Below are 13,279 nucleotides of genomic sequence, written 5' to 3' on the forward strand. Positions count from 1 at the left end.
ATGGATTAACCCGGCGCGGGTTAACCCAGCGTTTTCAGCCGCAGTTCCGACGGCTGAGGCCGTCCGAACAGGAAGCCCTGGAACAGGGTACAGCCCTCATCGCGCAGCTTAGCGAACTGCTCATCGCTCTCCACCCCTTCGGCAGTAATCTGGATATCCAGACTGCGACTCATGCCGGTGATGGCGCGGATAATCGCCAGCGCCTCGCGGCTGTCACCCATATCATTGATAAAGGATTTGTCGATTTTGATTTTGTCGAACGGGAAAGATCGCAGATAGCTCAGCGACGAATAGCCGGTGCCGAAATCATCCAGCGCAATCTGCACGCCCAGTGCCTTGAGATTTTGCAGGGTACGGATATTACCCAGCGAATCATCCAGCAGCACCGATTCGGTGATCTCAACCTCCAGCCGCGCCGGATCGAGACCCGACTCTTTCAGCGCGCCTTCCACCACCGGTACCAGCGAGCTGTTTTTAAACTGCAGCGGTGAGAGGTTGACCGAGACCGACTGCTCCCCTTCCCAGCTCGCCGCTTCGCGACACGCTTCATAGAGTGCAAACGCCCCCAGCATATGGATCAGGCCGGTCTCTTCAGCGATCGGGATGAAGTCGTTGGGCATGATCAGCCCGCGAATCGGATGATGCCAGCGCATCAGCGCCTCATAGCCAATGATGGTGCGGTTATCGCCGTTGGTGATGGGCTGATAGTAGAGCCGCAGATGCCCGCCGCTAATCGCATCGCGCAGATCGTTTTCAATCAGGCGTCGACTGCGCGCCACATCATCCATCTCCAGCGTGAAATGCTCATAACGGTTGCGACCGTTGCGTTTGGCTTCATACAGCGCCATGTCCGCACAGCGCAGCAGCTGCTCCGGCGTATTGGTGATGGTGGTGCTGAGCGCAATCCCCACGCTGAGCCCGACCGACAGATTATGGCCTTCAACGTTGACCGGCGGGCGAATCGCCTCAATCAGGCGCTGCGCCACAATGCTCGCCTCTTCATTACTGGCCACCGAAGGCAGCACGATGGCGAACTCATCGCCTCCGATACGCGCCAGAGTATCCTGGTCACGCAGCGCGTTACGCAGACGCTTAGCCACACTGCGCAGCAACTCGTCGCCAATCTGGTGGCCCAGCGCATCGTTCACATTTTTAAAGTTATCGAGATCAAGGCAGAGCGCGGCGGTCTGGCGCTGTATCTGACCGGCAGTGCGCAAGGCTTCACTCAGACGCTGGCGGAACAGAATGCGGTTCGGCAGGCTGGTGAGGTTGTCGTGGTGCGCCATATGGTGAATACGGGCATCAGCAGCGCGCTGGTCAGTGACATCTTCCACCAGCAGCATCAGGTAGTTACGTCGCGCATCCTGACCGTTAATCGCGGTGGCGCGGGTATGCAGAATGCGTTCGCCGCTGGCGGTCATCAGCAACTGCTCACGTTCATGCATGCCCTCACTGCGCAGCGCAACATCCGCCAGATTATTAAAGTAATCGCTGAGTTCGGGCGACATACATTCATGCGGGCGCTTGTTGACGATCAGCGATTTCGACAGGCCAAACAGCTGCTGAGTGCGGTCGTTAACCAGCAGGATCTCGCGGGTGATCGCATCTTCAACAATCACGCAGGAGGGAATGTTGGCGATGATATTATCCAGGAATTTAGAGAGCGCGGTTTTCTGGGTGCTCTGGGCTTCAGCCAGATCCCGGGCGCGCAGCACCTGCTGCTCCTGCTCACGGCGTTCCGTGCGGTCGCGGGTGATCTTAGCGAAGCCGACCAGCTTGCCGTCATCATCGTGGATCGCGTCGATGACCACATGCGCCCAGAAGGCGCTGCCATCTTTGCGGTAGCGCCAGCCCTCATCTTCAAAACGGCCGGTCTTAAGCGCGATACCGAGGTTCGCTTCCGGGATGCGGTTCAGCCGCTCCTGGGAACTGTAAAACAGCGAGAAGTGCTGACCCACCACTTCATCCGCTTTGTACCCTTTGGCACGCTGCGCACCGGCATTCCAGTTCACCACCACGCCGTCGACATCGAGCATATAGATGGCGTAATCGGTGACCCCTTCTACCAGCAGACGGAAACGCTGCTCCTGCTCCCGTTGCTGGCTGCGGACGCGCTGCTGTTCGGTGCAGTCGCGGGTGATTTTAGCGTAGCCCAGCAGCTTACCCTGATCGTCGCGGATCGTGTCGATCACCACATGCGCCCAGAAGGCGCTGCCATCTTTGCGGTAGCGCCAGCCCTCATCTTCAAAGCGGCCGGTGCGATAAGCAGTTTGCAGGTTCTGCTCCGGGACACGGTTCAGGCGATCCTGGGCGCTGTAGAAGCGGGAAAAATGCTGGCCGACAATCTCTTCCGCCACATAGCCTTTGGCGCGCTGTGCCCCGGCATTCCAGTTCACCACGTTGCCGTCATGATCGAGCATATAGATAGCGTAATCGGTAACGCCCTCCACCAGCAGGCGGAAGCGCATCTCCTGCTCCCGCTCTTTGCGCTGCTGCTCCTGCTGCTGAGTGCAGTCGCGGGTAATACAGGCGTATCCCACCAGCAGACCGGCGTCATTGCGTATCGGGTCGATCGTCTCGTGTGCCCAGAAAGCACTGCCATCTTTGCGATAGCGCCAGCCTTCGCTTTCATGGTGTCCGGCAGTCGCAGCCATATCCAGCCCACGCTGCGGCAGGCCCCGGCGGCGATCTTCTTCGCTATACAACAGAGCGAAGCTACAGCCAATCATCTCGTCTGGCGTATAGCCTATCGTGCGCTGAGCACCCTGATTCCAGCTGCCGATGATACCGTCAGGTTTTAGCATAGTGATGGCGTAATCATTCACGCTTTGTACCAGCATGCGATAGATGACCTCAGAGTTATTATCCATTGTGATTAGCCTGCTGCTCTGTAGCCGGATGACGGCTTAGGAATGTTCTTAATAGCGTGCGCAGACTACAGCCGAAAAGAGCTGAGATGACAAGCGCATTAAGAAGATTAATCAGTGTTTATAAGGGGTTTATCGGCAGCAGCGAGTAAATGTTCAATGACTCCGTGGCGGCGGCGCGTCAGGCGACCCGCTCCCAGCGCGAGGAGAGCGAATAACGGTGCTGCCAGCAGAGCATTGCCGGACTTTGGCTCATCAGCTGCTGGCACTCTTGCGGCGCGACAAACGCCGGGATCACTTTCTGGGCCGCCGTCTGTCTGATCAGCGCCAGCTGATCGTCGAGGGGCGGATGCACATTCCACGGCAGCCAGCGTGCCATGCCGGATTGCAGCATCTCAAAGGCACGGGTGCCGCTGGAAACGTGACTGCTAAAGATCAGACGAAAGTCGGGCTGATGGCTGAGCTGCGCCGCCAGCCCGCTGTCAGCCACCGCATCCGCCGCGACAATTACCGTATCCGGTCGCCAGTGGTCGGGTGTTGCGACGCGCAATAGCCGGGCCAGCGCCAGCATCGCCGCGGCGGGCAGGCTGTTGAGCGCCAGCAACTGCGCCACCTCTTCGCGCACCTGGGGACACATCACCACCGGCAGCCCGCGAGCGCTGAGCTGCAGCGCCATCTCAGGGCCGCGCCCGTGCAGCGGCGCGGTGACCACGGCGCCCCCTTGTGCCGCCAGGGCCAGCGCGTCGATCTGCTGCGCCAGTCGCTGATTGCGGTCGCCATAGGAACCATCGGTAATCAACAGCCGTGCGCGTGGCGGGCAATCAAACGGCAACAGCAGCGATTCGCGACTCCAGTCGCCCATATAGGTGATGCCACCCGCAATCGGCAGATGAAACCAGATCGATCCTGGCGAATGCCCGCTGCGACCGGTAAAGAGATTCAGCGGCCCCAGCGCGCACTGGCCGCGCAATGGCAGGATGCGTCGCGCCTGAGCCGGCACGCCAGCCTCGCCCAGCTGCTGCCAGGTGATCTCACTGGCATAGACCGGCGGTGAACCGATGTCGGCCCAGCTATCCAGCGCCGCCGCGTGATCCACATGGGAATGGGTCAGGCAGAGCGCATCGACCTGGCCGATGGCGTCCACTGCGGGCCGGACGCCCGGCTCCGGCCCGGCACCTAAATCCCATAACAGACGGTATCCCTCTATCTCCAGCAGGAAAGCGGCCGGCAGTTTTCCGCCGACGCCGCTGATCACCCTCAGGCTTGCCATGGCAGGACTCCCTGCGGCAGACGGCGCGTCAGTCGTGAGGCCAGTAGCATTAAGCCCAGCACGATCCCGATCATCAGGCATCCGACCGCCGCCGCCAGCGGCGCCGATCCGCCTTCATCCAGGAAAATAATGGTCGGGCCAAGCGTCTGGGTTTGCGCGGTAACCAGCAGCACTGAAACCTGTATTTCATTCAGCGCGGTGAGGAACACCAGCAACGCACCGGCCAGCACAGAAGGTGCCGCCAGCGGCAGCAGGATGTCAGTCATCCGCCGCATCAGACCCGCGCCGCATAAGCGCGCCGCCTCATCCAGTGACGGTTCGATTTGCGCGAACCCGGCCAGCGTCGGCCTTAACACCAGCGCCAGGAAGTTGGCCAGATAGGCCGCGAGAATAATCCACACCGTTCCGTAAAGAGAAAATTCCAGCAGCGGCAGTGGCCGCAGGAAAAACAGCATCGCCGCCACGCCGGTGACAATGCCGGGCAGCGCATAGGTCAGCTCGCTGGCGAATCCCAGCCCCCGCACCAGCCGGGTACGATGCCAGCTGAGAAAGAAAGCCAGGAACAGTGCCATGACGCTGAGCAGCAGCGCCGTCAGGCCGGTGAGCCACAGGCTGGTAAAGAACGCCTGCCGTATCGCCGGATAGCCCCACAGCGCCTGCTGAAAATTCTCCAGCGTCAGGGTTTGCCAGTTCAGAGCCTGACCGAAACCGCGGGTTAAGGCGGTGGTCAGCAGGGCGCTGAGCGGCAGTAGCAAGGTGATCACCATCCACAGCCAGGCGATGATTTCGCCCGGCAGTCGCGCGCGCCGCAGCGGCTGGTGCCAGGGTCGTGGCGATCCGCTGACCCGGACATCGCGTCGTCCGCCCAGCCAGCCGCTAATCAGCATCCCGGCGAGGGTGATCAGCGCAATCAGCATCGAGTAGACGGCGGTATTGGGCAGCGCACCGGGGCCGAGGGTATTGAGCTGCTGATAAACCAGCGTAATCAGCGTCGGCACCCGCGCCGGAATACCCAGCATCGCCTGGATACCGAAATTCCCGACCGCAGCGACAAACGCCAGCGCCGCCCCGGCGAAGATCGCGGGGCGCGCCAGCGGCAGGATCACCGTGAACAGAATCTGCCGGGGTGATGCGCCGCTGATACGGGCCGCCTCCACCAGTTCGGCGGGGAGTCGACGCAGGCCAGCCCGCACCGTGAGGAACACCAGCGGCGCATTGTGCAGACCCAGCAGCAGTACCATGCCGGTCGCGGAATAGAGCGGTTGCTGACCGGGTGCCAGCCATGTCCCGCCCAGCGCATTCACCGCTGTGGCCAGCAGACTGCCCGGTGCCAGCGCCTGTATCCAGGCCAGCGCAGTCACCTGCGGCGGGATCATCAGCGGCAGGATAAAGGCGAATACCCAGGCCGCTTTGGCACGCAAATCGGTGAGCGCCACCAGCCAGGCGGCCACCGTTCCCAGCAGCAGCGACAGCAACGTCGCGCTGATGCCGATCGCCAGGGTATTCAGTGTGGCACTGAGCACCCGCCGGCTGGTCAGCAATCTCAGCAGGCGATCGCTATCCAGTATGCCATCCGGTGCCAGCGCGGTTCCCATCAGCCGGGCAAAGGGTGCCACCGACAGCAGGCCGATCACCAGCACCAGTATGCCCAGCACCAGCGGTTCCGCCCGCCATCTGCGATGCCTGGCGGCCTGGCCTCTTCGCCATTCGTTGCCCAGCACGCTCACGATCAGCCGCCAAACAGTTCAGTAAAGGTTTCGCGGACCTGAGCATCCTCGGCCACCGCTTGTGCCACGTCCGGCGTCAGCAGCGTGATTTGCTCAATCGGCGCAAAGCCACCGGGTGCCGCCACGCGGGCATCGACCGGCCGGTTGCCCTGCTTCGCCACCAGCTGCTGTCCTGCTTCCGACAGCATGAAATCAACAAAGGCTTTGGCGGCCGGCAGATTATGCGCCGACTTCATGATCGCCACCGGCTCGGTCACATAGGAGACGCCCTCCTGCGGATAGACCAGATCGATGGGCGATCCCTGCTTTTTGGCGCGGATAATATCGGCATCTGTGATCACGCCATACTTATCCATGCCGCTGGCAACCGCTTTCAGCGCCGGTCCATTGCCGCCCTGCGGGGCGATACCGATGGCGGCCAGTTGCTGATAGAACGCCCAGCCAATCGACGGGGTATGGATATCGGTATGGAGCTTGTAGAGCGCCGCACCGGAATAGAGGGGACTGGGGACCGCAATCTGGCCTCTGTTTTCTTCTACTGCCAGCGCTTTCCAGCTACTGACCGGCTTCGCACGCTGGGTGTTATAGGCGATCACCGTGGCGATAATTTTGGTGCCGAAAAAGGTTTTATCCGCATCGTAATAGGCAGGCTTCAGGTGGCTGACCGGGGCGGCCGGATATGAATAGAGCTGCCCCTCTTTCTTGAGTGCGCCCAGATTGATCGCGTCGGCCACCAGCAGCACGTCGGGTTTGACCTGGCCGCTCATCATCTCCGTGCGCAGCACGTTCATCAGTTGAGTGGTGCCGTTGCGGGTCCACTCCACCTCCACCGCCGGATACGCGGCCTTAAACGCATCGATGGTCTGTTGCGCAATTTCAGGTGCCTGCGACGTGTAAACCACCAGCTTGCCGCCGGGCGCGTCGGCCGCCTGCAACAGGGTTGAGGCCGCGAGGCCCGACAGCAACAACAGCGTGTGAAGCGGAGTACGAAAAGCCGTTTTCATGGTTTCTGAAACCCTTTATGCAGGAAGAATCCAGCCGTCATCGACGGCGACGCCGACGGTGTCATCCACCGCCAGTAATGCAACATCATTAAGCGTCAGCGACAGGCTGACATCCGGTTGATTAAGCGGTCGAAGGTTGATCTGATGGTAGCCACCGCGAAAGATGATGCGCTCAACGCGGGCGGTAAACTGCCGCTCTCCCTCAGCGGCGAGGTGAAAACTGACGCTATGGAAGCTGGCTTTGCCGTGTGGCAGCGGGCGCTGGTGAGGCGAGCAGCGCAGCAAAACCCGCAGCCCGCAGAGCGTGGCGGTTGCCTGACCCGGATCGAGCGGCTCAATGTCGCTGACCGGCAGCACCCGCCCCTCATCAATAAAGGTCGCCACCATCTCATTAGCCGGTTCGCGCCACAGGGTCTGCGGGCTGGCGAACTGCATCACTCTGCCGTGTTCGAGCACTACGATGCGGTCGGCCAGTGCCATCGCTTCGCGTTGATCGTGGGTGATATAGAGTAAGGTGGCGCCGCTGTGGCGATGGAAGCGGCGGAACTCCTCTTCCATGGTGGCGCGCAGATGGACATCAAGGTTAGCCAGCGGCTCATCCAGCAGCACCAGCGTCGGCCGTGCCACCAGGCAGCGTGCCAGCGCCACGCGCTGGCGCTGACCGCCGGAGAGATCGGCGGGTCGGCGGTCGGCGAAGCGATCCAGCCCGACCAGCGTCAGGGCCTGGGTGGTGCGCAGTTCGCGTTCTGCGCGCGCCACACCGTTCACCTTCAGGCTGTAGCCGACGTTCTCCGCGACCGTCATATGCGGCCACAAAGCGTAGTTCTGGAACACCACGCCGAGCTCGCGGGCTTCCGGCGGCAGGTGCAGCCCGTCTGCGGCAACCTGACGTTCACCGATGTGGATTTCACCGCTGTCGAGCGTTTCAAAGCCGGCCAGCAGGCGCAGCAGGGTGGTTTTGCCGCAGCCAGAAGGCCCAAGAACGGCGACAAACTCGCCCTGGTTAATCTGTAACGAAACCGCGTCCAGTACCGGCTGCGCGCCGAACGCTTTGCTCAGTCCGGTTAACGATATTGCCGCCATCTTACTCTGCCTTTGCCGTTAACATGCTGGGCAAAACGCTACGACAGTTTGATGACAGCCCGGTGACAGCCAGGCTTACGGGACGCGATAGCCGGGCGGCATCGGGGCGTGCTCGCCCCGTGACTTACTGCTGGGCGGTGAGCGCCGCAATCGGCTGCCAGATCTCGGTTAATGCGCCCTCTTTGCCGGTAAAGGGATCCTGCGTCGGCAACGGCACTTTTTTTACCTGCTCCTGGGCCATTTTTAGCTTCGCGGGCTCATCGCGCAGCGTCTCCGGCGACATCCCGTGCGGATAGGCGCCTATCACCATAAAATCTTCGCTGGCGCTGACCTGCCGATGGCCGACACCCGCCGGAATCAGGACTGCATCGCCTGCGCGCAGGGTCACCATGCGGCCACTGTCGCCGCCAAACAGCACTTCCGCCCAGCCTTCAGCGACGCCCAGCAGTTCATGGGTATTAGGATGATAATGGGTATACGGGAAGATCGGATAGCGCCAGGCGGGTGGCCAGCCGTTCTCCTCAAAGGTTTTCTCAAACCACGTGGCGATCTCCTCCTCTTCCGGCACCACGCGCGGCCAGATAATCAGAGGTAACGGGTTATTGGGTACACCGCCCGACGGGCTGGCGAGCATCAGATGCTGAGGATTGTCAGAGGCCCCGGCCGAGAAGGTGCCAGCGGCAAAGGACATCATTAATAGCAGACTGGAGGATGAGGCACGCATACAGGTTCTCCGATGTTTTTCTAAGTGTGGCAAACCCGCGGCACAATGCAATGTGCGCCAGACGACACAATTGAGATAATTGACTGATATTGCTGACTAAAGCCAAATGTGTCGTTAACTATAGGGTCGGAGTGTGCCTGCGCGACGGCGGATAGCGGTTCTTACTGCGGCAAAGTGTTGCAAAATGTCAGGCGGAAAGTCACACAGGCGCAGCAGCCCGACTCCCCGGTCACTGTCGTATAAACTGTTATATAAAAAAAGCACAGATCTGTTTCTGATATGCTTGACTGTTATCTGTTGTAATAGCTAACAGATGACAGTGAGGTAACAAATGGACGCTATTAAACAAATCCTGATTGACGAGATCGCCCTGCTTAACCGCGAAGAACGTCGCGACAATTTGCCGCGTTTCAGCCTCTCGTTTCTGAAGAACCACCCTGGTCTCTGGGCAGTAATGTATCTCTGCTACGGCCTGTGCGTGGCGCTGATTTTCACCACAGAGATGCTCGGCTGGCCCGCCTTCTGGTTTGCCACCGTGTTTGTGCTGGTGATGAGTGTGCTGATGCTGCTGGATATCAACCCGAAATATCGCTTTGAAGATATCGATGCCCTCGATCTGCGCGTTTGCTACAACGGCGAGTGGTATTACATTCAGCCGGTGCGCGAACAGGCAATCTCACGTATTCTGTCGCTGCCTGAGACACCAGAACGCGTGAAGAGCGGTATCCAGCGTCTGCTGACGCAAAAAGGGGAAGTGGACTTCTATGATGTCTACTACCTGACCTGGGGCCATCAGGAAGCGGCGCGGGTTTAATCCGCCTGCCCTTCCGCCATCAGCTGACCCAGCTTCACGATTGCCGCCTCGGCCCGACTATCCCACGGCCAGGCGGTATTTAACCTGAAGCAGTGCCTGAACTGCTCACCTGCCGAAAATAGCTGCCCCGGTGCAATACTGATCCCCTGAGCCAGCGCCCGCTGATAGAGCCGGGTCGTATTGATGCTTTCTGGCAGCGTCACCCAGAGAAAATAGCCGCCGCGCGCTTCGCTGACCGTGGCCTGCGGCGGCAGCACCTTCATTAACGCCTGGCGCACCATCTGCTGTCGCTTCGCCAGAATCTGTCGCAGCCGCTTCAGATGGGTGTCGTAACGCCGCGTGGCAAGAAAATCGGCCAGCGCCAGCTGCATCGGCGCACTGGTAGAGAGCGTGCTCATCAGTTGCAGCCGCTGAATACGCTGCGCATGCTGCCCCGCCGCGACCCAGCCGACCCGAAATCCTGCCACCAGCGACTTTGAAAATGAGCCGCAGTGCAGCACGTTCCCCTGGCGATCCCAGGCTTTCGCCGGCAGCGGCGGCGCATCACCTGCCCAGAGTTCGGCATAGACATCATCTTCAATCATCGGTACCTGATAACGCGCCAGCAGTGCGACCAGCTGCTGTTTGCGTTCCGGCGTTAAGGTTACGCTCAGCGGATTCTGCAGGGTGGTCATCAGCCAGCAGGCTTTCACCGGCCAGCGCTGCAGTGCCTCCTCCAGCTGGACGAGGTCGATGCCATTTCTGGCATCGACCGGGATCGCCAGCGCCTTGAGCTTAAGCCGCTCTATCGCCTGCAGCGCGCCATAAAAACTCGGCTGTTCAATCACCACATAATCGCCCGGCTCGGTCAGGGATTGCAGACTGAGGTTCAGCGCCTCCAGCGCCCCGCTGGTGATGACAATTTCATCCGGCGACAGGGTGATACCCTGACGCGCATAGCGCTGCGCCAGCAGCTGTCGCAGCGTGGCGTTGCCGGGCGGCAGATTGTGCAGCGCATCGGTTGGGGTCAGATGATGAGAGACGTTAGCCAGCGAGCGCATCAGCTGGCGCTGCGGAAAGAGTGCGGGATCGGGAAAGGCGGAGCCAAACGGCACGATGGCCGGATCGCGCGTGGCCTGCAGCACATCAAACACAAAGTCGTTGATATCGACCTGTTCACTGATCGCCACGCTCAGCGGTGCGGGTGCTAAGGCACGCGGTGCAACGTAGTAACCCGACTGTGGACGGGAGACGATCCAGCCCTGACTCTCCAGCAACTCATAGGCATGCAGCACCGTCATCAGGCTGACACCCTGCTGCGCGACCTGCTGACGCAATGACGGCAGACGGGTGCCCGGCAGCCAGATGCCGGCCTCTATCTGCTGCTGAATCTCATCCATCAATCGCTGGTATTTCGCCACGGGTGACCTCTCCTTGTTTTACCGTGAATAGTCTGACCGCGAGACTTTACCACGCACGGCGACCAATGACAGGCGGCGCGAATCGCTTTATCCGATTGCGCTGATTCTTCACGGCTTCAGGCAGGTCAGATCACAGCGACCTGCGGCGTCAGCGGCTGCCCGGCTTCGGCTTCGGCTTCGGATTCGGCTTCGGCATTAAGACTCACTTCCGCAATCACCTCTTCAATTTCTGCCACCACATAATCAGCCAGCTCCGGCACCCGCTCCGGGGGAACCGGCTTGCCCAGCAGATAGCCCTGCAGCGTATTACAACCCAGACTGGTCAGGAAGGCCTGCTGCTCAGCGGTTTCAACGCCTTCGGCCACCACTTTCAATTGCAGCGACTGCGCCAGCGCCACTATCGCCGACACGATGGTGGCATCTTCTGTGTGATGCTGCAGCTCGTTCACAAAGGCCCGGTCAATCTTGAGTTCACTGGCCGGTAGCCGTTTCAGATAGAGCAGGCTGGAGTAGCCAGTGCCAAAGTCATCAATTGAAGCTTTCACCCCGAGCTGGGTCAGCTCAGTCAGAATACGCACGCTCTCATCGGGATCGCGCATCGCGGTGGTTTCCGTCACCTCCAGCGTCAGCAGTTCGGCCGGAATCTGATGTTTTTCCAGCGCATCCACCACCGTCTTCACCAGATTCGATTGCTCAAACTGCAACGCCGACAGGTTCACCGCCACCGACCAGTGCGGATGGCCCTGCAGATGCCACTGGCGCAGCTGGCGACAGGCTTCATGAATTACCCAGTTGCCGATATTGACAATCATTCCGGTCTTTTCTGCCATTGGCAGAAATTTATCGGGCGACAGCAGGCCGCGCTGCGGATGCTGCCAGCGCAGCAGCGCCTCAAAACCGAGAATCGGACCGCTCGGCGCGCAATATTTTGGCTGATAGAACAGGCGCAGTTCATCATGATCCAGCGCCTGCCAGAGATCGTTATTCAGCTGAAGCTGGCTCTGGGCCTGAATGTTCATAGAAGGCTGAAAGAAGGTGTAGCCGTTGCGGCCATTATTTTTGGTGTGGTACATCGCCGCATCGGCGTTGAACATCAGTTCGCGCTCATCCACGCCATCGCCGGGATAGACCGCGATGCCAAGACTCAGCGATACCACCAGCTCATAGCGTGAGATATCAAACGGACGATCCACCGCCTTGACCAGCTTATCGGCGATGGCCGCCGCATCATTGGGATCGTCGATCTCCACCAGCAGCACAAACTCATCACCGCCAAGCCGCGCCAGCGTGAAGTAGCCGGTCATCTGCTCGCTCATGCGCTCGGTCACGCCGACCAGCAGACTGTCGCCAATGTGGTGCCCGAACGCGTCGTTGACCGCCTTAAACCCATCGAGGTCCATAAACATCAGGGCAAACTGCCTCTGCTCACGGTTCGCTTTGTTGATCGCCTGCTCCAGCCGATCCTCCAGCAGGATGCGGTTAGGCAGCCGCGTCAGGTTGTCGTGCAGCGCCAGCTGTGCCAGCTCGCGATTGGCTTCAGCCAGCGAACTGGCGAGAATCGAGGTACGCGCCTGCATCCGCGCATCCAGCATCGACACCAGCAAGGTAATGCCCAGAATCGAAATAGTGACCACCGTGACCAGAATCGCCAGCCAGTTGCTGTTGACGCCCTGCCCGACCGGATGACTGTGGACGGGAAACTCTGCCGCCATCATGCCGGTGTAGTGCATGCCGGCAATAGCACAGCCCATCACCACCGATGCGCCAATGCGCAGCAGGGTGACCCGACTGGTCTGTCCTTCCCGCAGGTTAAACGCCAGCCACAGCGCGGTGCCAGAGGCGGCCAGGGCGATCGCTACCGACAGCGCCACCCATCCCCATTTCCAGACGATACCGGGGGAGAACATCAGCGCCGCCATGCCGGTGTAGTGCATCGCGACTACGCCGCTGCCGAGGATCAGCGCGCCGCCCGCCAGGCGCGGCAAAGGCAGATCGCCATTGCAGACCAGCCACAGCGCAAATATCGACGCACAGACAGCGATGGCCGCAGAGAAGGCGGTGAGCCCGGCGTTGTAGCTCATGACCATCTCCATGTTCATCGACAGCATGCCGATAAAGTGCATCGCCCAGATGCCGATGCCCATGGAAAAACCGCCGCCGAACAGCCAGACCAGCGCAACTTTGCCGGTTGAATGCACTACCCGTCCCGCCATATCTAAGGCGGTGAACGAAGCCAGCATCGCGACAAGAACGGAGACGATGACGATAAAAGAGTCGTATGAGGTCGCTAACATAGTGCATTCCCGCGAAAGCAGAGCTTGTGGTTGGGCAGAGGGTTTTAAAATTATTCTCTTAGTTATCGGCACAGCCCGGCGGTTAATGAGCCGCGA

Annotated in this window: 9 protein-coding genes; 1 reads left to right on the forward strand and 8 read right to left on the reverse strand. The window is 60.3% G+C overall.

Annotated features, from left to right (window positions below; translation table 11 throughout):
- Window positions 1-20: 20 nt before the first annotated feature.
- The 6 genes from LC417_RS14865 to LC417_RS14890 all read right to left on the reverse strand — a co-directional run bounded on the left by LC417_RS14865 (window position 21) and on the right by LC417_RS14890 (window position 8,675).
- Entirely contained in the window at window positions 21-2,870 is a 2,850-nt protein-coding gene (locus LC417_RS14865) for a bifunctional diguanylate cyclase/phosphodiesterase (protein ID WP_010671103.1), read from the reverse strand.
- Between the two features lie 178 nt (window positions 2,871-3,048).
- Entirely contained in the window at window positions 3,049-4,137 is a 1,089-nt protein-coding gene (locus LC417_RS14870) for an MBL fold metallo-hydrolase (RefSeq protein ID WP_064689987.1), read from the reverse strand.
- Complete coding sequence (locus LC417_RS14875) at window positions 4,125-5,864, reverse strand: iron ABC transporter permease (RefSeq protein WP_340279251.1); 1,740 nt, start codon at window positions 5,862-5,864, stop codon at window positions 4,125-4,127. The genes LC417_RS14870 and LC417_RS14875 overlap by 13 nt, the downstream gene beginning before the upstream one ends.
- Before the next feature lie 2 nt (window positions 5,865-5,866).
- Window positions 5,867-6,868 (reverse strand): ABC transporter substrate-binding protein, encoded by a 1,002-nt coding sequence (locus tag LC417_RS14880; RefSeq protein WP_223566081.1) that lies wholly within the window; start codon window positions 6,866-6,868, stop codon window positions 5,867-5,869.
- A gap of 15 nt (window positions 6,869-6,883) precedes the next feature.
- Window positions 6,884-7,951 (reverse strand): ABC transporter ATP-binding protein, encoded by a 1,068-nt coding sequence (locus tag LC417_RS14885; protein ID WP_223566082.1) that lies wholly within the window; start codon window positions 7,949-7,951, stop codon window positions 6,884-6,886.
- Window positions 7,952-8,075: 124 nt separating this feature from the next.
- A complete protein-coding gene (locus LC417_RS14890) occupies window positions 8,076-8,675 on the reverse strand; it encodes a cupin domain-containing protein (RefSeq protein WP_010671108.1) in 600 nt (199 codons plus the stop codon).
- A gap of 331 nt (window positions 8,676-9,006) precedes the next feature.
- On the opposite strand from LC417_RS14890, the gene LC417_RS14895 reads away from it, so the two are divergent.
- Window positions 9,007-9,489 carry a YlaC family protein gene (locus tag LC417_RS14895; protein WP_010249002.1) on the forward strand — a complete coding sequence of 161 codons (483 nt, stop codon included), beginning with the start codon at window positions 9,007-9,009 and terminating at the stop codon, window positions 9,487-9,489.
- Here the strand turns inward: LC417_RS14895 and LC417_RS14900 are convergent.
- Window positions 9,486-10,889 carry a PLP-dependent aminotransferase family protein gene (locus tag LC417_RS14900; protein ID WP_010249003.1) on the reverse strand — a complete coding sequence of 468 codons (1,404 nt, stop codon included), beginning with the start codon at window positions 10,887-10,889 and terminating at the stop codon, window positions 9,486-9,488. The two genes, LC417_RS14895 and LC417_RS14900, sit on opposite strands and share 4 nt — an antisense overlap.
- Window positions 10,890-11,014: 125 nt before the next feature.
- On the reverse strand, window positions 11,015-13,183 hold the full coding sequence (locus tag LC417_RS14905) for a bifunctional diguanylate cyclase/phosphodiesterase (protein ID WP_223566083.1): 2,169 nt from the start codon (window positions 13,181-13,183) through the stop codon (window positions 11,015-11,017).
- Window positions 13,184-13,279 lie beyond the last annotated feature (96 nt).

This window comes from Pantoea sp. OVA07A (genome assembly GCF_019969975.1).
In the GTDB taxonomy this organism is placed as follows: domain Bacteria; phylum Pseudomonadota; class Gammaproteobacteria; order Enterobacterales; family Enterobacteriaceae; genus Pantoea; species Pantoea agglomerans.